The 22,441-nt window shown below is 73.2% G+C and carries 21 protein-coding genes; 8 read left to right on the plus strand and 13 right to left on the minus strand.

Going from position 1 to position 22,441, the window contains the following annotated elements:
* Window positions 1–986, plus strand: a 986-nt coding sequence (locus EDM22_RS04050; RefSeq protein WP_122935789.1) for a glycosyltransferase family 1 protein, incomplete at its 5' end; no start/stop codon positions are given.
* Window positions 987–1,028: 42 nt separating this feature from the next.
* Here EDM22_RS04050 and EDM22_RS04055 read toward each other — a convergent pair.
* Complete coding sequence (locus EDM22_RS04055; RefSeq protein WP_122935790.1) at window positions 1,029–1,937, minus strand: alpha/beta fold hydrolase; 909 nt, start codon at window positions 1,935–1,937, stop codon at window positions 1,029–1,031.
* A 125-nt stretch (window positions 1,938–2,062) separates the two neighbouring features.
* Between EDM22_RS04055 and EDM22_RS04060 the strand changes: the two genes are divergently transcribed.
* The gene (locus EDM22_RS04060) at window positions 2,063–2,863 is read left to right on the plus strand and encodes a TetR family transcriptional regulator C-terminal domain-containing protein (protein ID WP_245989173.1); all 801 of its coding nucleotides are present in this window, start codon (window positions 2,063–2,065) and stop codon (window positions 2,861–2,863) included.
* Window positions 2,864–3,194: 331 nt separating this feature from the next.
* Here EDM22_RS04060 and EDM22_RS04065 read toward each other — a convergent pair whose 3' ends face one another.
* The 10 genes from EDM22_RS04065 to EDM22_RS04110 form a co-directional block, all read right to left on the minus strand.
* On the minus strand, window positions 3,195–4,628 hold the full coding sequence (locus EDM22_RS04065; RefSeq protein ID WP_122935791.1) for an FAD-dependent oxidoreductase: 1,434 nt from the start codon (window positions 4,626–4,628) through the stop codon (window positions 3,195–3,197).
* 176 nt (window positions 4,629–4,804) lie between these two features.
* Window positions 4,805–5,689 (minus strand): uroporphyrinogen-III C-methyltransferase, encoded by an 885-nt coding sequence (gene cobA, locus EDM22_RS04070; RefSeq protein ID WP_122935792.1) that lies wholly within the window; start codon window positions 5,687–5,689, stop codon window positions 4,805–4,807.
* Window positions 5,686–6,777 carry an ABC transporter permease gene (locus tag EDM22_RS04075; protein ID WP_122935793.1) on the minus strand — a complete coding sequence of 364 codons (1,092 nt, stop codon included), beginning with the start codon at window positions 6,775–6,777 and terminating at the stop codon, window positions 5,686–5,688. Before EDM22_RS04075 ends, cobA begins: the two co-directional genes overlap by 4 nt.
* The gene (locus EDM22_RS04080) at window positions 6,767–7,594 is read right to left on the minus strand and encodes an ABC transporter ATP-binding protein (RefSeq protein WP_122935794.1); all 828 of its coding nucleotides are present in this window, start codon (window positions 7,592–7,594) and stop codon (window positions 6,767–6,769) included. The genes EDM22_RS04075 and EDM22_RS04080 overlap by 11 nt, the downstream gene beginning before the upstream one ends.
* Before the next feature lie 2 nt (window positions 7,595–7,596).
* Complete coding sequence (locus EDM22_RS04085) at window positions 7,597–8,724, minus strand: ABC transporter substrate-binding protein (RefSeq protein WP_122935795.1); 1,128 nt, start codon at window positions 8,722–8,724, stop codon at window positions 7,597–7,599.
* Entirely contained in the window at window positions 8,721–10,037 is a 1,317-nt protein-coding gene (locus tag EDM22_RS04090; protein ID WP_122935796.1) for a sulfate adenylyltransferase subunit 1, read from the minus strand. Before EDM22_RS04090 ends, EDM22_RS04085 begins: the two co-directional genes overlap by 4 nt.
* On the minus strand, window positions 10,037–11,068 hold the full coding sequence (gene cysD / locus EDM22_RS04095) for a sulfate adenylyltransferase subunit CysD (RefSeq protein ID WP_122935797.1): 1,032 nt from the start codon (window positions 11,066–11,068) through the stop codon (window positions 10,037–10,039). The genes EDM22_RS04090 and cysD overlap by 1 nt, the downstream gene beginning before the upstream one ends.
* Window positions 11,065–11,808: a phosphoadenylyl-sulfate reductase gene (locus EDM22_RS04100; protein WP_376917945.1), complete on the minus strand. Its 744-nt coding sequence runs from the start codon at window positions 11,806–11,808 to the stop codon at window positions 11,065–11,067. Before EDM22_RS04100 ends, cysD begins: the two co-directional genes overlap by 4 nt.
* A gap of 170 nt (window positions 11,809–11,978) precedes the next feature.
* Window positions 11,979–13,760, minus strand: a complete 1,782-nt coding sequence (locus tag EDM22_RS04105) for a nitrite/sulfite reductase (protein ID WP_376917937.1) — start codon at window positions 13,758–13,760, stop codon at window positions 11,979–11,981.
* Window positions 13,761–14,022: 262 nt separating this feature from the next.
* Window positions 14,023–14,778, minus strand: coding sequence for a sirohydrochlorin chelatase (locus tag EDM22_RS04110; RefSeq protein WP_122935799.1), 756 nt, complete (start codon window positions 14,776–14,778; stop codon window positions 14,023–14,025).
* 70 nt (window positions 14,779–14,848) lie between these two features.
* Between EDM22_RS04110 and EDM22_RS04115 the strand changes: the two genes are divergently transcribed.
* Together EDM22_RS04115 and EDM22_RS04120 are read left to right on the plus strand one after the other, a co-directional pair.
* Window positions 14,849–15,460: a nucleoside deaminase gene (locus EDM22_RS04115; protein WP_122935800.1), complete on the plus strand. Its 612-nt coding sequence runs from the start codon at window positions 14,849–14,851 to the stop codon at window positions 15,458–15,460.
* A gap of 34 nt (window positions 15,461–15,494) precedes the next feature.
* Window positions 15,495–16,487, plus strand: coding sequence for a Gfo/Idh/MocA family protein (locus EDM22_RS04120; protein WP_122935801.1), 993 nt, complete (start codon window positions 15,495–15,497; stop codon window positions 16,485–16,487).
* 14 nt (window positions 16,488–16,501) lie between these two features.
* Here EDM22_RS04120 and EDM22_RS04125 read toward each other — a convergent pair whose 3' ends face one another.
* The gene (locus EDM22_RS04125) at window positions 16,502–17,293 is read right to left on the minus strand and encodes a PDC sensor domain-containing protein (protein ID WP_122935802.1); all 792 of its coding nucleotides are present in this window, start codon (window positions 17,291–17,293) and stop codon (window positions 16,502–16,504) included.
* Window positions 17,290–18,078 carry a FadR/GntR family transcriptional regulator gene (locus EDM22_RS04130; protein ID WP_122935803.1) on the minus strand — a complete coding sequence of 263 codons (789 nt, stop codon included), beginning with the start codon at window positions 18,076–18,078 and terminating at the stop codon, window positions 17,290–17,292. Before EDM22_RS04130 ends, EDM22_RS04125 begins: the two co-directional genes overlap by 4 nt.
* 150 nt (window positions 18,079–18,228) lie before the next feature.
* On the opposite strand from EDM22_RS04130, the gene EDM22_RS04135 reads away from it, so the two are divergent.
* The 4 genes from EDM22_RS04135 to EDM22_RS04150 all read left to right on the plus strand — a co-directional run bounded on the left by EDM22_RS04135 (window position 18,229) and on the right by EDM22_RS04150 (window position 22,438).
* Window positions 18,229–19,284, plus strand: coding sequence for an ABC transporter ATP-binding protein (locus EDM22_RS04135; protein WP_122935804.1), 1,056 nt, complete (start codon window positions 18,229–18,231; stop codon window positions 19,282–19,284).
* 104 nt (window positions 19,285–19,388) lie between these two features.
* Complete coding sequence (locus EDM22_RS04140; protein ID WP_122935805.1) at window positions 19,389–20,573, plus strand: ABC transporter substrate-binding protein; 1,185 nt, start codon at window positions 19,389–19,391, stop codon at window positions 20,571–20,573.
* 76 nt (window positions 20,574–20,649) lie between these two features.
* The gene (locus EDM22_RS04145; RefSeq protein ID WP_122935806.1) at window positions 20,650–21,624 is read left to right on the plus strand and encodes an ABC transporter permease; all 975 of its coding nucleotides are present in this window, start codon (window positions 20,650–20,652) and stop codon (window positions 21,622–21,624) included.
* A 10-nt stretch (window positions 21,625–21,634) separates the two neighbouring features.
* Window positions 21,635–22,438 (plus strand): ABC transporter permease, encoded by an 804-nt coding sequence (locus tag EDM22_RS04150; protein ID WP_122935807.1) that lies wholly within the window; start codon window positions 21,635–21,637, stop codon window positions 22,436–22,438.
* Window positions 22,439–22,441 lie beyond the last annotated feature (3 nt).

Genomic DNA, 22,441 nt, shown 5'->3' on the forward strand with positions numbered 1-22,441 from the left:
GCCGGGGCGGGCGGCTGGCGGCGCTCGCCGTGGGCGGGCGCGTGCTCGCGCAGGCCGCGGTGGTGCGGTGCGCCCGGGCGTTCCGGGGCGCCGACGTCGTCGACGCGAACACCGCGCGTTCCGCCGCATACGGCGCGTTCGCGGTGCGCGGCACGCGGAAGGCGTTCGTCGTGCACCTGCGCGACCTCGTCGAGCCGGCCGCCCTGGGCCGGGCCGGCCACGCGCTCATGGTGCGGGTCGTGCTGCCGCGAGCCGACGGCGTCGTCGCGAACTCGCGCGCCACGCTCGAGTCGGCGCGCCCGTACCTGCGTTCCGGGGTGCCGGCGGAGGTGATCCCGAGCGCGTCGGGGCTGCGTACGGGTGCGCCGGCGCGATCGGCCGGCCCCGCGGCATCCGGGTCGGTTCGCAACGTCGGCATGCTCGCACGGATCGATCCCTGGAAGGGGCAGATGCAGCTGCTCGAGGCGTTCGCGCGCGTGTTCCGCGGCCGCGACACCCGGCTGCAGCTCGCGGGCGGAGCGCCGTTCGGTCATGAGCAGTTCGCCGAATCCCTCCGCCGTCGCGCCGACGAGCTCGGCGTCGGTGCGCAGCTCGACCTGCCGGGTCATGTCTCCGACGTCGAAGCGCTGCTGTCGGGGTGGGATGTCGCGGTGCAGGCGTCGACCCGTGCGGAGCCGCTCGGCCAGAACGTGCTGCAGTACCTCGCGGCCGGCCTGCCCGTGGTCGCCGCCGACGAGGGCGGGCCCGCGGAGTGGATCACCGACGGCGTCAACGGCCTGCTCGTGCCCCCGCGCGACGTCGCGGCGCTCGCCGCGGCGCTCGAGCGGCTCGACGCGGATGCGGCGTTGCGCGCGCGACTCGCGGCGTCGGCCGCCGCGACGCCGGGGCTCCTCGACGACCCTGCGGTCACCCGGGCGCACGAGGCGTTCTACGACCGCGTCCTGCGGTCGGTGTCCGACCGGCGTCGGGGTCGGCCCTCCGCGTAGCCGCCGAGGCGCGGGTGGGCGTCCGGGCGGTGGCGTGCCGGGTCAGGCCCGGCGAGCGGATGCCGCGGCCGCGCGTCCGAGCCCGGCCGCGTCGATGCCCACCGGCCCACCGGTGACGAACGCGGTGATCGCGTCGAGCGCGGCATCCGCCCCGAGTACTCGGGAGTGCCCGGAGCCGCTCGTGAGCACGAGGCGCGAGCGCTCGCCGTGGGCGTCGTGCAGGCGGAGAGCCTCGTCGACGCGCACCTCGCGGTCGTCGCGGTCGTGCACGACGAGGAGGGGCACGTCGGCGGGCAACGGCGAGGCCACCGCGTCGAAGCGCGCCCAGCTGTCGGGCTCGCCGGGGAAGATGCGGCGGGCGAATCGCTCGGCGAGCGCGTCGGCGGTGGCCGACCCGGCGCCGAGGCGCGCGGTGAAGGAGTCGAAGACGTAGCGGGCGTCGGCCATGCCACCCACCGCGACGACGCCGTCGGTGGCAACGCCCTCGCGCACGGCTGCGAGTGCCGCCAGCGACCCGAACGAGTGCCCGATGACGGCGTGGAACCGCCCGTGGTGGGAATGGAGCGCATCGATCGCGGCGACGTAGTCGCGGATGTCGGTGCGGCGCCCGGCCGATTCCCCGTTCGCCGGTGCGTCGACCGCGACGAGCCGGAGGCCCTCGGTGCGCAGTTCGCGCACGATCGGGGCGAACTGGGAGGCGCGGCCGCGCCAGCCGTGCATGAGCAGCACGGTCTCGGGCCCCGAGCCCCACTCATAGGCGACGACATCGCGCCCTCGCACGCGGAGCAGGCTGCGCCGCGCGGACTCGTGCACCGCGCGGTCGGACGGGCGCACCGGCAGCGGGCCGCCCACGCGCATGAAGAGGGGGAGCGCGAGCCGGGCCGCGGCGTCGGGGGAGACGCGTTCGGCGGCGCGGATCGCGGCGACGTGGGCGGAGAGTACGGGATGCATGGTTCCTCCAGTGGGTGCGACGCGACCGGCGCACGATCGGGCGGGGGCCGGCTGGCGGCATCCGCCCGGAAGAATACGAACGGTCGTGCGTAGAGTATACGAACGTTCGTGCGTAAAATCGAGGGGTGAGCACCGAGATCTTCGCGAGAGCCGGGCCCGAGACGGGTGCGGATGGGCTGAGTGCGGACGCGTCGGGCACTGGCGCCTCGGGCGCCGGCACGCCGGGCGTCGGCACGCTGAGCGCCGGTTCGCCGGACGCACAGCAGCGTGGTCTGCAGCGCCCCGACGGCCGGCGGCTGCGCGGCGATGCCTCGCGCCGGATCGTGCTCGCGCAGGCGGTCGACCTCGCGTCGATCGAGGGGCTCGACCAGCTCACGATCGGCCGCGTCGCCCAGGCGGCGGAGCTCTCGAAGAGCAACGTGGCCACCCTGTTCGGCAGTCGCGAGCGCCTGCAGCTCGCGACGGTCGAGGCGGCCCGCGAGCGCTTCGTCGAGACCGTCATCGAGCCGGCCCGCTCACTGCCTCGCGGGCTCGGCCGGGCGCTCGCGCTCATCGACAACTGGATCGCGTATTCGCGCGATCGCGTCTTTCCGGGCGGATGCTTCTTCGCCGACGCCGCGGCCGACTTCGACGCCAAGCCCGGCGAGGTGCGCGACGCAGTCGCGGCCACGCTGCGCGACTGGAACGGCTACCTCGGCGCCACCCTCCGGCACGCGCGCGACCTCGGCGAGCTGCCCGGGCTCGACGACCCCGAGCAGCTCACCTTCGAGTTCATGGCGCTCCTCGACCTGGCGAACCGCAACTCCCTGATGGGCGACACGAACGAGCCCTACCGGCGTGCGCGAGCGGGCATCGTGGCCCGGCTGCGCGGCGCGGGGGCGGATGCCGCGGCGCTCGCGGTGTTCGCCGCGGCATCCGACGCCTGAGCGGGCCGCGCACGCGCCCCGAGGTTCGCTGCGGCATCCGACGCCTGAGCTGGGGTGCACGCGCCGAGCGCGGCACGCGCAGCAGCCGCGGCGAACACAGGCGTCGCGGTGGCGACACGCCGGTTCGGCTCCTGCGTCCGCGACCGATGCGGCGTGTCGCCCTGTTCTCATGACACCGGTGGAAGCGGGGCGGGGCGGCACAGGATCGCGCCGGGGCGCGCGCACCGAGAGCAGGGAACGGCTGGGCGACACGCCGCAGCAGGCCCTGTTCTCGTTGCCCGTGCGGCGTGCAGTCCTGTTCTCGTGACCGGCCGGGCGACCGCGGCCCGGGTCAGCCGGCGACGAGCGCGCCCGAGCGCGAGATCTCGACCTGCTCGTCGCGCGGCACGACCTTGACCCGCTCGCGCGTGATCCCGGCGTGCGCGGCATCCGCGGGCTCCCACGCCTCGCCGAGCGAGCGCTCGTGCGCGTCGAGCGCGAGCCAGCCGTTCCACGTCGTGAAGCGGATGCCGCGGGCCTCGAGCAGCTCGAACACCTCGTCGCCGTCGGGTCCCGCATCCACGGTCGGTGCCGCGAGCGCGCCGGACGCGGCATCCGCCACCAGGTTCGTGATCGTCTCGAGCGCGTCGCCCTTGGTGTGGCCGATGAGGCCGACGGGGCCGCGCTTGATCCAGCCGGTGGCGTAGACGCCCGGGATCGGGGCGCCCGCGGCATCCGTGACCCGGCCGCCGTCGTTGGGGATGACGGCGCGGCGCTCGTCGAACGGCACGCCCGGCACGGGCGAGCTCGCGTAGCCGACGGCACGGTAGACGGCCTGCACGGGCACGTCGACGAACTCGCCGGTGCCCTCGACCGAGCCGTCGCCGACGGGCCGGGTGCGTTCGAAGCGCACGCCCTCCACGGCGGAGGAGCCCAGCACCTCGACGGGCGCGTGCAGGAAGTGCAGGTGCAGGCGGCGCGACGCGGGCGCGCGGCCCTCGTCGCGGGTGCGCCAGCCGTTGAGCGTGCGGGTCATCACCTTCACCTGGTTGTTCGACGCGAGCAGCTGCTCGGCGTGCGGGTCGCCGGCGGCGCGCTCGAAGTCGTCGTCGTACACGACGATGTCGACGTCGGGCACCTCGCCCAGCTCGCGCAGCTCGATGGGCGTGAACTTCACGTGGGTCGGGCCGCGGCGGCCGAAGACGTGCACGTCGGTCACGGGCGAGGCCTCGAGGCCCTCGACGACGTTCGCGGGCACGTCGGTCGGGAGCAGGTCCTTCGGATGCTTCGCGAGCACGCGCGCGACGTCGAGCGCCACGTTGCCGTTGCCGATGACCGCGATCGACTGCGCCTCGAGCGGCCAGGTGCGCGCGACATCCGGGTGCCCGTCGTACCAGGCGACGAAGTCGGCGGCGCCGTACGAGCCCGGCAGGTCGATGCCGGGGATGTCGAGCGGGGCGTCCTTGAGGGCGCCGGTCGCGAAGATCACGGCGTCGTAGCGCGCGCGCAGCTCGTCGACCGTGACGTCGCGGCCGACCTCGACGTTGCCGATCAGCCGGATCGTGCCCGCGTCGAGCATCTCGTGCAGCGAGTTGACGATGCCCTTGATGCGGGGATGGTCGGGGGCGACGCCGTAGCGGATGAGGCCGTAGGGCGCGGGCAGCGACTCGAACAGGTCGATCGCGACCTCGCCGCCCGCCTCGGCGACCTGCCGCTGCAGGATGTTGCCCGCGTAGATGCCGGCGGGGCCGGCGCCGACGATCGCGACTCGGAGGGAGAGGGTCATGGGGAGGTGGCCTTCCAGTGGGCCCGCGGCTGCGGGGCTGAGTGGTCGAGGTGGTCTGGGTGCGGGGTGCGGGGTGCGGGGTGCGGGGTGCTGGTGCGGGGCGGCGGTCGGGGCTTCGGGGTGTCGGGCGCGGCGGGTGCGGTCCGACGAGCGCGGGGCGGTGCGGCGGCGTGCGCCTACGACAGCCGCGGCGCCCGCGGCACCGCCTGCGCGGCGATCTCCTCGGGCGCGTACGGGCTCAACGCGACGACGTCGCCGACCACGACGACCGCGGGCGAGCGGATGCCGCGGGCCGCCGCCTGCGCCGCGATCGTCTCGAGCGTACCGACCGTGACCCGCTGGCGCGGACCATACCCGTCCTCGATGATCGCGACCGGGCAGCCGGGGCCGCGCTCACCCCGGGCGAGCGTGATGGCCGAGTTCGCGAGCGTGCCGATGCCCATGAGGAGCACCACGGTGTGGTCGCGTCCGCCGCCGAGCGACTGGATCTGCTCGTGGCCCGTCACCACCGTGAACGTCGTCGCGAGTCCGCGATGCGTGAGCGGGATGCCCGCGATCGCCGGGACGGAGATCGCGCTCGTGATGCCCGGCACGACCTCGACGTCGACGCCGGCGTCGCGGCAGAACGCGACCTCCTCGCCGCCGCGACCGAAGACGAACGGGTCGCCGCCCTTGAGCCGCACGACCTGCTTGCCGTCGCGGGCGAGCGCGACGAGCAGGGCGTTGATGGCGTCCTGCGGCACGGCGTGGTGGCCGGGCAGCTTGCCGACGTCGACGACCTCGGCGCGCAGGTGCACGCCCTCGGCGGCGAGCCCGTCGAGCACGCCGCGGGCGCCGAGGCGGTCGGCGACGATGACGTCGGCCGCCTCGAGCGCGCGCAGTCCGCGGAGCGTGAGGAGGCCCGCGTCGCCGGGGCCCGCGCCCACGAGCGTCACACGGCCCGCACCGCTGGCCGAGGAGCCGCGAAGCGGCGTATCGAGACCCGGTGTCGCGGTCTCGATACGCGCCGCCGGCGCTACCCGACCGGCGGGGGCGCGACCGGCGGGCTCGGACGCGCTCATGCGCTCGCCCCCGTCAGTCCGCGCCGGCGCAGGAGGCCGCGCTCGATCGGCGCGAACACGAGCAGCTCGATGATCACGCCGATCGTGAGGATCACGAGGATGGTGCCGAGGGCACCGGCCAGGTCGGCGAGGTCGCGGCTCTGCTGCAGCATCGAGCCGAGGCCGAAGCCGATGGTGCCGCCGAAGGCGATGATCTCCGCGGCCATGAGCGAGCGCCACGAGAAGGCCCAGCCCTGCTTGAGGCCCGCGACGTAGCCCGGCAGCGCGGCCGGCACGACGACCGAGGTCGCGAGCTGCCAGCGCGAGGCGCCGAGCACGGTGCCCACGCGGCGCAGCTGCGGCGGCACCTGGGCGATGCCGGCGACGAGGCCGTTCGCGATGGAGGGCACGGCGCCCATGAGCACGACGAAGTAGACCGTGGCATCCGACAGCCCGAACCAGATGATCGCAGCGGGCACCCAGGCCACCGACGGCAGCACCTGCAGGCCCGAGAGCAGCGGCCCGAGGGCACGACGGAGCAGGCCCCATTCGGCGAGCAGCAGGCCGAGCGGTGTGCCGATCGCGATCGCGATGAGGAAGCCGAGGATGCCGCGCTCGAGGCTCGTGGCGATGGCGAGCTGGAGGCGGCCGTCCTCCCACGACTGGCCGAGCGCCGCGGCGACGTCGAGCGGACCGGGTGCGAGGTCGGGGCGAGGGGCGGCGATGACCGTGTAGGCCTGCCACGCCGCGATGAGCAGCACGACGAGCACGATCGGCGGCAGCGCGCCGGCGAGGGTGCGGCGCCACCACGGACGCCGCGTGCGGGCGTCGGTCTGCAGGGCGTCGAGCCCGGATTCGAGGGCGCGGAGGTCGTCGGACTTGCCCTTCGGTCGTGGAGAGGTCTCGCCCTCGTCGGTCGAGGAGCCGCGAAGCGGCGTATCGAGACCACCGGCGGGCTGGGTCTCGATACGCGCCTCCGGCGCTACTCGACCGGCGGGCTGGGTCTCGATACGCGCCTCCGGCGCTACTCGACCGGCGGGCTGGGTCTCGATACGCTCGCCGGCGCTCGCTACTCGACCGGCGGTGGTGGGGAGGATGTCATGCGGCATTGCGGCGGATCTCCCTTCGCAGCTGCTCGGTGATCTCGATCGAGAGCCGGCCGACCTGCGGCGACTCGATGCGGCGCGGGCCCTCGTCGGCGATCGTCCACTCGTTCACGATGCGGCCCGGGCGGCTCGACATGAGCAGCACGCGCTGCCCGAGCCGCGCGGCCTCGCGCACGTTGTGCGTGACGAACACGATCGTGCGGCCGGTCTCGCGCCACACGCGCTCGAGCTCCTCGTGCAGGAGGTCGCGCGTGATCGCGTCGAGGGCGGCGAACGGCTCGTCCATGAGGAGCACGGGCCGGTCCTGCGCGAGCGCGCGGGCGAGCGCGACGCGCTGCCGCATCCCGCCGGACAGTTCGTGCGGACGCTTCTCCGCGGCATCCGCGAGGTTCACGACGTCGAGCAGCTCGAGCGCCCGCGCCCGGCGGCCGGCCCGGGTGAGGCCGGAGCCGCCGAGGCGCAGCGCGAGCTCGACATTGCGGCGCGCGGTGAGCCACGGGAGCAGCGAGGCGTCCTGGAACATCACCGCGGCGCCGCCGTCGGCGACCTCGACCGATCCGGTCGTGGGCGTCTCGAGCCCCGCGACGATCGACAGCAGGGTCGACTTGCCGCAGCCCGAGGCGCCGAGGAGGCAGACGAACTCGCCGGGCTGCACCGCGAGGTCGATGCCGTCGAGCACGACCGGCCCGCCGTCGCCGAAGCGCTTGCCGAGCCCGCTGACGCGGATCGCGGCCGTGCGTGCCGTCGAGCCGGAACGGGTCTCGAGGTCCGCCTGCGGCGCTCCTCGACCGGCGCCGGCGCCCGCGGTGATCGTGGACATGGCTACTCCGTCCCGAGCCCCGCGGCGCTCACGGGCTCCTCGCCCTCGTCCTCGAGCACCGCGTTGAGCGCCGAGAGGTCGAAGAGGCCGTCGATGTCGCCCGGCTTCGAGGTGCCGGCGGCCACGCCGTCGTCGAGAAGCTGCTCGAAGGTCTCGGCGTGCGGGTCCACGGTGAAGTCGACGTGCTCGAGCGCCCGTTCGATGACGGCGTCGCTCAGCGGCTTGCCGGTGTCGGCGTCGAGGCGCGCATTGATGACCGTGGCGGCCTCGTCGGGGTTCGCGGCGATCCAGTCGACGGATGCCACGTGGCCCGCGATGAGCGCCCGCACCGTCTCGGGGTGCTCTGCCAGGAAGTCCGCGCGCACGAGGAGCACGGTCGTGGGGAACGCCCCGTCCTCCCACAGGTCGGCCTCGTCGACGAGCACCTTCGCGCCCGCGTCGACCACGAGCCGCGACACCCACGGCTCGGGGAGCCAGGCTCCGTCGACCTCGCCCGACTGGAACAGCGTCAGCGTCTGCGCGTTCTCGGTCGGCGCGATCGCGACGTCGCCGCCGCCCGTGGTGTCGGTCTCGTAGCCCTCGTCGGCGAGCCAGGTGCGCAGCGCGACATCCTGCGTGTTGCCGAGCTGCGGCGTCGCGAGCGTGGTGCCCGCGAGGTCGCTCGGGTCGTCGATCGACGGCTGCACGACGAGCGCGGCACCGCCGCTCGCGGCCCCGGCGACGATGCGCGCCGAGGCGCCCGCCGACTTCACGTAGGTGTTGATCGCGGGGTTGGGGCCGATGTAGGTCGCGTCGATCGCGCCGGCGCTCAGCGCCTCGATCGCCGCGGGGCCCGCGTTGAAGACCTGGGTGCTGAGCTTCGTGTCGCCGAGGGCGTCCTGGAGGAGGCCCTCCTCGAGCCCGACGAGCGCGGGCGCGTGGGTGACGTTCGCGAAGTAGCCGAGGCGCAGCTCCGTGGCGGGCGTGCCGGTCGCCTCGGCGGCGGGTGCCTCGGGCTGCGTGCCGGCGCCCGCGGCGGTCTGGGCGGAGCATCCGGTGAGGGCCGCGCTGAGGACGATCGCGCCGGCGAGCATCATGCCGGCGAAGTCTCCGAGTCGGGTCGTACGGGTGGCGCGCGATGGTGCGGTCATGCGGGTACTCCTTCGGTGACGATGCCGGCGGCGAGGGTTGCGCCGTCGTGCGGGTGGATGACCAGGAACGCCCCGGCCCGGCGGTGTGCGGCGTACGGCTCCACGGCGAGGTTCGCCGAGAGCTTCAGCCCCACGAGTCCGATGTCGTTCGCCTCGAGCGCGCCGGCGGGCGTGGTGGCGAGCGTGTCGAGGTCGAGTCGACCCCGGATGTCGGCGACGAGCGCCTGCACGGTCGAGGTGCCGTGCTTCACGAGCACGCGCGATCCGGGCGTGAGCGGGCGCGGGTCGAGCTGGAACACCGCGGCGTCGAGCTCGCGGCGCGGCTCGGAGAGCGAGCCGGCGGCCGCGATCACGGCGCCGCGTGCGGCATCCACGTCGTCGGCGAGGCTGAGCGAGACCGAGAGCGGGGCGGATGCCTCGTCGACGGCCACCGGGCCACGGTCGATGCGGGTCACCGTGGTGGTGACGCCCGCGGGGAACACCTGCACGGAGTCGCCCACGCGCACGGTGCCCGACTCGATGCGGCCCGCGAATGCGCGGTAGTCGCGATAGTCGTCGGCGGTCTCGGCGCCCTGCTCGAGGAGGTCGGGCGCGAGCGCGCCCTGCGGGCGGATCACGAGCTGCACCGGCAGGCGCAGCGCCTCGAGGTCGGTCTCGAGCTCGTCGATCGAGGGGAGCGCCTCGAGCAGCTCGAGGAGGCTCGGTCCGTCGTACCAGGGCGTGTTCGCCGAGCGGTCGACGATGTTGTCGCCCGCGAGGGCGGACACGGGCACGACGTGCGCGTCGGGCAGGCCGAGGTCGCGCGCGAGCGCGGCGACATCCGCCGCCACCTGCTGGAAGACCGCCGCGTCGTAGCCGACGAGGTCGATCTTGTTGACGGCCACGATCACGTGGGGCACGCGCAGCAGCTGCACGACCGCGAGGTGCCGGCGGGTCTGCTCGAGCACGCCCTTGCGCACGTCGACGAGCACCACGACCGCGTCGGCCGTGGCCGCGCCGGTGACCATGTTGCGCGTGTACTGCACGTGGCCGGGGCAGTCGGCGAGGATGAACGACCGGCGCCCGGTGGAGAAGTAGCGGTAGGCCACGTCGATCGTGATGCCCTGCTCGCGCTCGGCGCGCAGGCCGTCGGTGAGCAGCGCGAAGTCGATCGCGCCGGGCTCGCCGCCGAAGCCGCGCTCGGCGCTCGTGCGGGCGACCGACTCGAGCTGGTCGGCGAGGATCGCCTTCGAGTCGTGCAGCAGGCGGCCCACGAGGGTGGACTTGCCGTCGTCGACCGACCCGGCGGTCGCGAAGCGGAAGAGCGTCGACATCAGAAGTACCCGTCCTTCTTGCGATCCTCCATGGCCGCCTCCGAGAGGCGGTCGTCGGCGCGCGTCGCGCCGCGTTCGGTGAGGCTGGATGCCGCGACCTCGGTCACGATCTCGGAGAGGCTCGCGGCATCCGACAGCACGGCGCCCGTGCAGCTCAGGTCGCCGACGGTGCGGTAGCGCACGGTGCGGCGCTCGACCTGCTCGCCCGCGCGGGGACGCGACACGTCGCTCACGGCGAGCCACATGCCGTCGCGCTCATACACGTCGCGCTCGTGCGCGAAGTAGAGGGGCGGGAGCGGGATCTGCTCGCGCTCGATGTAGCTCCACACGTCGAGCTCGGTCCAGTTCGAGATCGGGAACGCGCGCACGTGCTGGCCGACGGTGTGGCGGCCGTTGTAGAGGCTCCAGAGCTCGGGGCGCTGATTGCGCGGGTCCCACTGGCCGAACTCGTCGCGGAGGCTGATGATGCGCTCCTTGGCGCGGGCCTTGTCCTCGTCGCGTCGGGCGCCGCCGAAGACCGCGTCGTGCTTGCCCGCGGCGATCGCGTCGAGCAGCGGCTGGGTCTGCAGCGGGTTGCGGGTGCCGTCGGCGCGCTCCTGCAGCCGGCCGTCGTCGAGGTAGTCCTGCACGCTCGCGACCTCGAGGCGGATGCCGAGGCGCGCGACGGTCTCGTCGCGGAACGCGAGCACCTCGGGGAAGTTGTGCCCCGTGTCGACATGCAGCACGGGGAATGGAACCCTGCCCGGCCAGAACGCCTTCGTCGCGAGGTGGAGCACCACGACGGAGTCTTTGCCGCCCGAGAAGAGGAGCACGGGGCGCTCGAACTCGGCGACGACCTCGCGGATGATGTGGATCGCCTCGGCCTCGAGGGCGTCGAGGCTCGTGAACGCACTCGCTGGTCGAGTAGGGCGCGCAGCGCCCGTATCGAGACCCGGGGCGCTGGTCTCGATACGCTCGCTGGCGCTCGCTACTCGACCGGCGGGCTCGCTGGCGCTCGCCACTCGACCGGTGGGGTTCGAGGTGTCGGTCATAGGTGCAACCCGCATTCCGTCTTGGCGAGGCCGGCCCAGCGGCCCGACCTCGGGTCCTCGCCCGCGGCGACGGGCTTCGTGCACGGCTCGCAGCCGATCGAGGGGTAGCCGTGCGACATCAGGAGGTTCACGGGCACCTGGTGCGCGCCCGCGTAGTCGAGCAGCTCGTCGAAGGTCCACGCCGCGAGCGGGTTGACCTTCACGAGTCCATTCCGCTCGTCGTACGTGACGAGCGGAGTGTCGGTGCGCGTGGGCGCCTCCTCGCGGCGCACACCCGTGAACCAGACCTCGTATCCGCCGAGGGCGCGCTGCAGGGGCTCGACCTTGCGGCGGGCGCAGCAGAGGCCGGGGTCGCGGGCGAAGAGCTCCGCGCCGAACTCGGCGTCCTGCTCGGCGACGGTCTGCTCGGGCAGCACGTCGACGATTCGCACGTCGAGCGCACGGGCGACCTCGTCGCGCGTCACGTAGGTCTCGGTGAAGTGGTAGCCCGTGTCGAGGAAGAGCACGTCGACACCGGGCAGCGCCGCGGCGACCACGTGCGGCAGCACGGCGTCGGCCATCGAGCAGGCGACGGCCGCGGCATCCGTCGTGAAGTTGGCCGCGACCCAGGCCACGACCTCGGCGGCGGATGCCTCGGGCCCGCCCTCGGGCGAGAGCAGGGCGTTGCCCGCCTCGGCGAGGGCGCGGAGCTCATCGGCGCTGCGCAGGTGTGCGGGTCGAGTGGGGCGCGGAGCGGACAGGGCGGTGGTCTCGATACGCGCCTCCGGCGCTACTCGACCGGCGGGTGCGTTGGTCTCGAGACGCTCGCTGGCGCTCGCTACTCGACCGGCGGCGGAGGCGGTGAGGGTCTCGAGACGCTCGCTGGCGCTCGCTCCTCGACCCGCAGAGGTCAGCCCGATGTTGCGAGCGCTCATCGGAGGGCCTCCTCGTCGGCGCGGTGCGCCCACTGGGCGAAGGTCTCGCCGGCCGCGGCGTCGCGGTCGTCGAGGAAGCGGGTGACCACGCGCTCGACGTAGTCGGCGATGCCGTCGGCCGTGACCTTGAGGCCGCGCACGGTACGGCCGAGGCCGGCCTCGTCGCGGTCCTGCGAGGCGAGCCCGCCACCGAGGTGCACCTGGTAGCCCGGCACCTGCCGGCCCGAGTCGTCCATGATGAGCTGGCCCTTGAGCCCGATGTCGGCGGTCTGGATCCGCGCGCACGAGTTGGGGCAGCCGTTCACGTGCAGGGCGATCGGGTGGGGCAGGTCGAACGCGTCGAGCCGCTCCTCGAGGTCGAGCACGGCGGCGGTGGCGAATGCCTTCGTCTCGACGATCGCGAGCTTGCAGAACTCGATGCCCGTGCACGCGATCGTGCCGCGCCGGATCAGGCTCGGCCGGGCCTGGAGTCCGAGCTCGTCGAGGCCGGCGATGAGCGACTCGACCCGGTCCTCGGGGATGTCGAGGATGACGACCTTCTGGTGCGGCGTGGTGCGCAGGCGGGTCGACCCGTGGGCCTCGACGAGGTCGGCGAGCCTGGTCAGGATCGGGCCGGAGACGCGCCCGACGATGGGCGTCGCGCCGATGTAGAACCGGCCGTCGCGCTGGCGGTGCACGCCCACGTGGTCGCCGGCCGTCGCGGGGGTCGGCGCGGCGGGACCGTCGGGCAGCGGAGCGGAGAGGTACTCGGTCTCCAGCACCTCGCGGAACTTCGCGGTGCCCCAGTCGGCGAGCAGGAACTTGAGCCGAGCCTTGTTGCGCAGGCGCCGGTAGCCGTAGTCGCGGAAGATCTGCGCGACCCCGTGCCACACCTCGGCGGTGCGCTCGGGTGCGACCCACACGCCGAGGCGCTCGGCGAGCCGCGGCGCCGTCGAGAGGCCGCCGCCGACCCACAGGTCGTACCCGACACCCAGCGACGGGTGCTCGACCGCGACGAACGCGACGTCGTTGATCTCGTGCACGACGTCCTGGCTCGGGTGGCCCGTGATGGCCGACTTGAACTTGCGCGGCAGGTTCGCGAGCGACTCGTCGCCGATGAACCGGCTCGTGATCTCCTCGATCTGCGGCGTGGGATCGATGAGCTCGTCGGCCGCGATGCCGGCGACCGGCGAGCCGAGCACGACGCGGGGCACGTCGCCGCACGCCTCGGTCGTGCCGAGCCCCACCGACTCGAGCCGGCGCCAGATCTCGGGCACGTCCTCGACGCGGATCCAGTGCAGCTGCACGTTCTGGCGGTCGGTGAGGTCGGCGGTGTCGCGGCCGAACTCGGTCGAGATGCCGCCGATGACCCGCAGCTGCTCGGTCGTCAGCTGCCCGCCGTCGATCCGCACGCGGAGCATGAAGTACTCGTCCTCGAGCTCGTGCGGCTCGAGCGTGGCGGTGCGACCACCGTCGATGCCGGGCTTGCGCTGCGTGTAGAGGCCCCACCAGCGGAAGCGGCCGTGCAGGTCGGTCGGATCGATCGAGGCGAAGCCGCCCGCGGCGTAGACGTTCTCGATGCGCTCGCGCACGGCGAGGCCGCCGTCCTCCTGCTTCCACTGCTCGTTGGGGTTGAGCGGGGCGGTGCCGTCGACCTTCCACTGCCCGTGCGGGCGGGCGGCGGGCCGGGCGGGGCGCTCGGCGCCGGCGGCTCGCTCGGTGCGGACCGGCCGTTCGGGCCGTTCGGCGCGCACGGGGCGCGACGTGGCCGGCGCGGCATCCGTCGTCTCGATCGTCACGGTCCCTCCTCGGTCGATCGGGTGCCCCCGTTCGGGGCAGGTCGGATCGACGGTACGGCGGTGCGGAACGATCCGACAGGGCGGCTGTCATGTCCGGTCACGCCCCGTCGCATCGCGTAACACGCCGTCGTGTTTCGACATGAAGGGTTGCGCTTCGCCGCCGCGGCGTTCCGCTGCGGTAGTGGGGGCCGAGACCGCGCGATCGGTGCGCGGAAGCGCCGATCGCGCGCCGGAACGGGCGCGGAGCGTGCCGCCGCCGGTGTCAGGCGAGGCGGTCGGATGCCGCCGCTCGCGCCGCCTCGTAGCGGTCGAGCACGATCGCCACGAGCTCGGCCGGCGCCGCGTCGTCGTGGCGCAGCACGGGCTCGGCGAGCACGTCGGGAGCGGTGGCCGCCGCGAGATCCTGGAAGTAGCCGGGCGCGAGCAGGTAGCTCGCCACCGCGAGCCGCGACGCGGGGTGCTCGGCGCGCGCTGCCGCGACCGCGTCGGGCAGCCGCGGCTCGGCCGCCGAGAGGAAGCCGAGCGACACGGGCCCGGCGGATGCCGCCGCGAGCCGCGCGGCCATGTCACGGCAGTCGACGACCGCGCGTGCGTCGCTCGATCCGGCGACGGCGAGCACCACGGGATCCGCGTCGCCCGCGCCCGCCTCCACGAGCCGTCGGCGCAGCACGGTGACGAGCCGGTCGTCGGGCCCGAGCGCCCCGGCGATCACGACCGCGCGCCCGGCGTCGGCCGCCTCCGTGGCCGCCTCGGCGAGGTCGACGTGCACGTGGTAGCCCGCCGAGAGCAGCAGCGGCACGATGACGGCGGGCTCCCCGGGCTCGAGCGTCGCGAGCGTCGCGGGCACGTCGGGCTGCTCGACGTCGACGTGGCCGAGCCGAGTCGACGGCGTGGCATCCGGGTACCGCTCGGCGACCGCTGCTGCGACGGCGTCGAACAGGCCGCGCACGGCGAGGCGACCCTCGGGCGACGAGGTGCCGTGCGACACGGCCACGAGGGCGGGCGGGCGCTGCGTCATCCGCCCATCGTCGCATCCGAAGCCGCCGTGAACCCAGCCCCGTCACGCCGTGTGACGGCAGAATGGGCGCATGGATGCCGCGCTCGCCACCCACTTCACCGTCGCACTGCCCGACTGGCTCCGCGCCGAGCTCGACTCGCTCGCCGACCGCCCGCTGGGCTCCGCCGAGGAGCGCATGGCGCTCGTGCACGAGCTCGCCGACCGCAACTGGCGGGCCGGCAACGGCGGACCCTTCGCGGCGATCGTCGTCGACGCGGCATCCGGCGCGCTCGTGTCTGCGGGCGTGAACGTCGTGCTCTCGAGCGGGCTGAGCTCGACGCACGCCGAGGTCACGGCGCTGAGCCTCGCGCAGCGACGCCTCGGTCGGTGGGACCTCGGGGCTGACGGAGCCGACCTCGAGCTGCTCGTCAACTGGCGTCCGTGCGTCATGTGCTACGGCGCCACGATGTGGTCGGGCGTGCGGCGCCTCACGATCGCGGGCGACGGGCCCGAGTGCGAGGACCTCACGGGGTTCGACGAGGGCCCGATGCATCCCGACTGGGTGGGCGAGTTCGAGCGCCGCGGCATCCGGGTCACCACGGGGCTGCTGCGCGACGAGGCGCTCGCCGTGTTCCGGGCGTACGGCGCCTCCGACGCGGTCGTCTACAACGCGCGCGGTTCGGTCGAGCCCGGCGACGCCTGAGTGGTCGGATGCCGCGTCGGCTAGCGTGGCGCCCATGACCCACGACTCCCGCATCCGCGTCGGCATCCTCGGCATCGGCTGGATGGCCGACATGATCGTCCCCGACTTCCAGCGCGTCGACGCGTTCGACCTCGTCGCCGTGGGCGGACGCGATGCCGCGCGCACCCGCGCGTTCGCCGACGACCGGGGCATCCCGCGCGCGCTGGGCGTCGACGAGCTCCTCGCCTCCGACGAGATCGACCTGCTCTACATCGCGACGACGCACGACAGCCACTTCGAGCTCGCGCGGCGGGCGATCGAGCACGGCACGGCGGTCCTGCTCGAGAAGGCCTTCACGATGAACGCCGCGGAGGCGGAGGAGCTCACCGCCCTCGCCCGCGAGCGCGGCGTCTTCCTCATGGAGGCGATGTGGATGCGCTTCAACCCCGCGATCCGGCGCGTGGCCGAGCTGCTCGCCGAGGGCGCGATCGGCGAGCCGCGCCACCTCGACGCCTCGTTCGGCTTCGCCATCACCGATCCGGCGCACCGGCTGTGGGACGCGGTCCGCGGCGGCGGCTCGGCGCTCGACCAGGGCGTCTACCCGCTGACGCTCGCCGACCTGTTCTTCGGAGAGCACGCAACCCTTGCGGCGACGGGGTCCCGGCTGGGCCCCGACGGGCGGCCGACCGCCGTCGACAGCGAGCTCGCCGTGCTGCTCGGCTATGCCGACGGCCGTCAGGCGTCGCTCGCCACCTCCCTCCGCGCGATCCTGCCGTGCGACGCGTCGATCGGCGGCACCGCCGGCCGCATCCGCGTCCTGCCGGCGTTCTGGGCGACCGAGGGCTTCGTGATCGAGCGGCCGACCGGCGGGTTCGCGCTCGATCGTGAGGAGGTCTCGATGCCCAAGGTCGGCAACGGCTACGTGCCGATGCTCGAGGCGGTCGCCGAGGCGATCGACGACGGTCGCCTCGAGCACGAGCTCTCGAGCCACGCGGCGACGCTGCGCATCATGCGGGCCGTCGACACGGTGCTCGCCCAAGTGCCCTGAGGCCGAGCCGCGCGCTACTCCACCACGAGCGCGAGCGACGTGTCGCCGCACGGCACGACGGTCGCGCCGCCGGGCAGCGTCGCGGCATCCGTCGGGGCCACCGCGCCCCCCGAGGCGCGCACGGGCGCGAGCATCTCGGCGAGGCCCTCGAGCCGCAGCAGCGCGCCGGTCGCCCGGTGCGCGTCGGTCGACGCGACGATGCGGCCCGAGGCGTTGACGACGGTGCACGGCTGCGTCGCCTCGCGCAGCACCGGGAGCAGCACCTGCTCGAGCCGCGCGACGTACATGTCGGCCCCGACGAGGCCCACCATCTCGCCGCCGACCGTGACGGGCGTGGTGACGGTCACGGTGTAGTCGTCGGTGCAGAGGTAGTCGACGTACGGGCCCGTGAGGTGCCGTGTGCCGGTGCGCTCCGGCACGCGCCACCACTCGAGCGTGGTGTAGTCGCGGAACGCCTCGGAGTCGGGGTCGCTCACGGCCTCGAGGCGACGAATGCCGCCGCCGGGCGCCGGCCGGAAGGTGTTGGCGTCGCTCAGCCACCACGCGAGGTGCCACGGGGCGTCGGCGAGGTAGCCGGGCGCGGCCACGAAGCCGGCCCCCGTGATGAGCGTGCCCGCGCGGTCGAGCTCGGCGGCGACCGTGGACGCGATCGCGGGGTCGAGGTCGGCGGCGCGGGGCTCGGGGTCGTCGGCGAGCAGTCGCTCGAGCTCCTGCTGCCAGCCGTCGATGAGGGCGAACACCGGGTCGATCACGGCGGCGACGCGCAGCGCGATCGCGTCGGCGCCCGTGGCGAGTGCCTGCGTCATGGGCTGCTCCCTTCGTGCCGGGCGATCGGCGAGTCGGACGCCGCCTCGAGCCGCACCTTCTCGTCGATGAGCCATTCCACGGCCGACCCGATGTGCGCGGTCGTCGCGACGCGGGCGGACGTGGAGTCCGCTGCACGGATCGCGTCGATCACCTCGAGCCGGCTCTCCCTGCTGCGGTCACGGTACTCCTGATCGCGCAGGCAGAGCCAGAGCAGGGCCCCGGCCTCCGCCTGCAGGCGCAGCTCCTCGTGCACGAGCCGCGGCGACTGGCTGATCGCGGCGACCTCGAGCTGGAAGCGGCCGACCGCGCGGCGGGCGCCGCCCGGGGTGGCGAGGTCGGCGCGGGCGTCGATCTCGACGAGGCTCTGCACGTCGTCGTCGCTCGCCCGGTCGGCGGCGACCTCGGCGGCCATGCCGGCGATCGCGGCGTAGTGCAGCGAGAGGTCGCGCAGCTCGATGCGGCTGAGCGCGCGCACGCGCTCCTCGAGCATGCGGGTGGAGGCATCCCGGTCGTAGGTCACGAAGCTGCCGCCGTCGCGACCGCGGCGGGTGCGCACGAGGCCCTTGTGGCGCAGGGCCACGAGCGCCTCACGGGCGGTGACGGGCGCGACGCCGAGGAACTTCGCGAGGTCGGCCTCGCTCGGCAGGCGCTCGCCGTCGCGCAGCACGCCGGCGACGATCGCGTCGGTGAGGCGCTGCTCGACGAGCTCGGCGCGTCCGGCGCCCTCGAGCGGGGAGAAGATCACGGCTCGGGCGGCGTCGGCGCGCGTCGTGGCGTTCGGCATCGTCCTCCTCCTCGAGCGTCGGGGCGGGAGCGTGGCCCCCGCACTGGGGTGGCCGCCCCCCGATTCCGTGATGCGACCGTAACACGCAGGTCTGGACTATGACATATGAATCCATATGATTTCCAGTATCGACATCGAAGGAGATCGTCCATGACCGACCAGCAGCCGGCGATCCGGCTCTCCGGGCTCACCAAGGAGTTCGGCGCCGTGACCGCCGTCGACCATGTCGACCTCGAGATCGCCGCGGGCGAGTTCTTCTCGATGCTCGGTCCGTCGGGCTCGGGCAAGACCACGGTGCTGCGCCTCATCGCGGGCTTCGAGCAGCCGACCGGCGGCACCATCGAGCTCTTCGGCGACGACGTCACGAAGCGTGCGCCCTTCGACCGCGACGTGAACACCGTCTTCCAGGACTACGCGCTGTTCCCGCACATGAGCGTGCTCGACAATGTGGCCTACGGCCTGCGCGTGCGCGGCATCGGCAAGTCCGAGCGCAACGAGCGGGCGCGCAAGGCGCTCGCCGCGGTGCGCCTCGAGCAGATGGCCGACCGCAAGCCCTCGCAGCTCTCGGGCGGCCAGCGCCAGCGCATCGCCCTCGCTCGCGCCACCGTGGTCGAGCCGAAGGTGCTCCTGCTCGACGAGCCGCTCGGCGCGCTCGACCTCAAGCTCCGCGAGCAGATGCAGGTGGAGCTGAAGGAGATCCAGCGCGACCTCGGCATCACCTTCATCTTCGTCACGCACGACCAGGAGGAGGCGCTCACCCTCAGCGACCGCGTCGCCGTGTTCAACAACGGCCGCATCGAGCAGCTCGGCACCCCCGCCGAGCTCTACGAGCGCCCCGTCTCCCGCTTCGTCGCCGACTTCGTGGGAACCTCGAACCTCTTCGACGACGACCGGTCCCGCGCGATCCTCGGCCGCGGCGGGCAGCACTCCGTGCGCCCCGAGAAGATGACCGTCGGCGCCGGCGCCGGCGAGGCGGGCGAGGGCGTGATCAACGCCGCGGGCACCGTCGTCGAGACGATCTACCTCGGCAGCGGCATCCGCATCGTCGTCGACCTCGACGCCGGCCTGCGCGTGAGCGTGCTCGAGCAGAACGACCGCAACCGCAGGCACGACGAGGACCGCGGCGACCGCGTCGTCGTGAGCTGGCACGACGGCGACGTCGTCGCCCTCGGCGGGGCGGATGCCGCGGCGCCGGCGCCGGCCTAGCGCTCGAAGCCGAGGTCTCGATACGGCCTTCGGCCTACTCGACCAGCAGCTCCCCGAAACGCACCACCCCAACGCACCACCCACAGAGAAACCAGGAGAGAACCATGAAGCGCATTCCGCGCACGGCGCGCCGCGGCGTGACCGTCGGGCTCGCGATCACCTCGGTCGCGCTGCTCACCGCCTGCGGCACGGCCCAGGGCGGCGGCGGCTCGGCCGCCTCCGAGGCTCCCACCGAGCTCGGCGACATGGAGGGCCAGGTCTCGATCCTCGCGTGGCCGGGCTACGTCGAGGACGGCTCGAACGACCCCGCGGTCGACTGGGTCACCCCGTTCACCGACGACACGGGCTGCAAGGTCACGGTCAAGACCTTCGGCACCTCCGACGAGGCGCTCAACCTCATGAAGACGGGCGACTACGACGTCGTGTCGGCTTCGGGCGACGCGTCGCTGCGCCTCGTCGCCGCGGGCGACGTCGCGCCGGTCAACACCGACCTCATCCCGAACTACGAGAACATCTACCCCTTCCTCAAGGACCAGTCGTGGAACTCGGTCGACGGCGTGCCCTACGGCGTGCCGCACGGCTACGGCGCCAACCTCCTCATGTACAACACGGAGGTCTTCCCGACCGCCCCCACCTCGTGGGACGTCGTCTTCGACAAGTCGGGTGACTACGCCGGCAAGGTCACGGCCTACGACTCCCCGATCTACATCGCGGATGCCGCGGTGTACCTCATGGCCCACAACCCCGAGCTCGGCATCGAGAACCCCTACGCGCTCGACGAGGAGCAGCTCGCGGCGGCCGTCGACCTGCTGAAGCAGCAGCGTGCGAACATCGGCGAGTACTGGTCGGACTACCTCAAGGAGATCCAGGCCTTCACGACCGGCGACACGGTCGTCGGCACGAGCTGGCAGGTCATCCAGAACGTGCTCGCGTCGGAGGGCGCGACCACCGACGTCGTGCTCCCCGAAGAGGGCGCGACCGGATGGTCGGACACCTGGATGATCGCGTCGGAGGCGAAGAACCCGAACTGCGCGTACGCGTGGCTCGACTACATCGCGAGCCCCGAGGCCAACGCGGCGGCGACGTCGTACTTCGGCGAGGCGCCCTCGAGCGACCAGGCCTGCGAGTTCCGCGACGACTGCGAGGCGTACCACGCCGGTGACGCCGACTACGCGTCGCAGATCTGGTACTGGTCGACCCCGATCGAGGAGTGCCTCGACGGTCGCACCGACGTGAAGTGCACCGACTACGCCGCCTGGACCGCGGCCTGGCAGGAGATCAAGGGCTGACGCCCTGACCGGTGCGGGTCGAGGAGCCGGCTCCTCGACCCGCACACGCCCGCACACCCCACCGACAGGAAGCAGCATGACGATGAACGCGACGGCACCGGCATCCGCCCGGAACGCGGCATCCGCACTGGAACCCGGCACGCCCGGGGCCTCGCCGCGCGCCGGCGTCCCGCGCCCGAAGCGCACCCCGGCCCGACGGGCCTCGGTGTTCCTCAGCACGCACCCGCGCACCCGGCTCGCGCTGCTGCTCGCCGCACCGCTGTTCTGGCTCGGCATCGTCTACATCGTCGCGCTCGTGCTCCTGCTCGTCACCGCGTTCTGGTCGGTCGACAGCTTCACGGGCGAGATCACGCAGGAGTGGACGCTCGACAACATCGTCACGGTGCTCACCGGGTCGCTGTACCAGACGGTGACGCTGCGCACCGTGGGCGTCGCGCTGCTCGTGACCATCATCGACGTGGCCTTCGCCCTGCCGATCGCCTTCTTCATGGCGAAGGTGGCGTCGCGGCGGATGCAGCGGATCCTCCTCATCGCGGTGCTGACCCCGCTCTGGGCGAGCTACCTCGTGAAGGCGTACGCGTGGCGGTCGGTGCTCTCGCAGGACGGCATCTGGGAATGGCTCGTCGCCCCGTTCGGCGGGTCGACGCCCGGCTACGGCCTCCCCGCCACCATCATCACGCTCGCGTACCTGTGGCTGCCGTACGTGATCCTGCCCATCTACGCCGGACTCGAGCGGGTGCCCGACTCGCTGCTCGAGGCATCCGCGGACCTCGGCGGAAAGACCTGGCCGACGCTGCGGCACGTGGTGCTGCCGCTCACCATGCCCGCGATCATCGCCGGCACGATCTTCAGCTTCTCGCTCTCGCTCGGCGACTACATCACGGTGAACATCGTGGGCGGCGCGAACCAGATGCTCGGAAACCTCGTCTACACGAACGTGGGCGCGGCGAACAACCTGCCGCTCGCCGCGGCGATCGCGCTCATCCCGATCGCGATCATCTTCGGCTACCTCTTCCTCGTGCGCCGCACCGGCGCCCTCGACAACCTCTAAGGGGCTCCGGATGCGTCTCTCCCGCCTGTCGCGCACGACCCTCGGCGTCGTGACCGCCCTGATCCTCGTGATCGTCTACGTGCCCTTGTTCGTGGTGCTCGTGAACTCGTTCTCGACGTCGACCTCGCTCACCTGGCCGCCTCCCGGCTTCACCCTCGAGTGGTGGCAGAAGGCGTTCCAGAGCGCCGGCGCCATGGAGGCGGTGCTCACGAGCGTGCAGATCGCGATCATCGCGACCCTCGTCTCACTCGCCCTCGGCACGCTCATCTCGCTCGCGCTGCAGCGGTTCGACTTCTTCGGCCGCGACGCGATCAGCCTGCTCGTCATCCTGCCGATCGCGCTGCCGGGCATCATCACCGGTATCGCGCTCAACAACTTCTTCCGCACGATCATGGGCGTGCCGCTCTCGATCTGGACGGTCGTGATCGCGCACGCCACCTTCTGCATCGTCACGGTGTTCAACAACGTCATCGCGCGCCTGCGACGCATGGGCACGAGCCTCGAGGAGGCGTCGGCCGACCTCGGCGCCGGCGTCTGGACGACCTTCCGCCTCGTCACCTTCCCGCAGCTGCGCTCGGCGCTCCTCGCGGGCGGACTGCTCGCGTTCGCGTTGTCGTTCGACGAGATCATCGTGACGACGTTCACGGCGGGCTCGGGCGTCACGACACTGCCGATCTTCATCCTCAACAACATGTTCCGCCCGAACCAGGCGCCCATCGTGTCGGTGATCGCCGTGGTGCTCGTGCTCGTGTCGATCATCCCGATCTACCTCGCGCAGCGCCTCTCGAGCGACACCGAGCAGAAGGCGCCCTGATCC

This window comes from Agromyces tardus, from assembly GCF_003710805.1.
GTDB classification, from domain to species: Bacteria; Actinomycetota; Actinomycetes; order Actinomycetales; family Microbacteriaceae; genus Agromyces; species Agromyces tardus.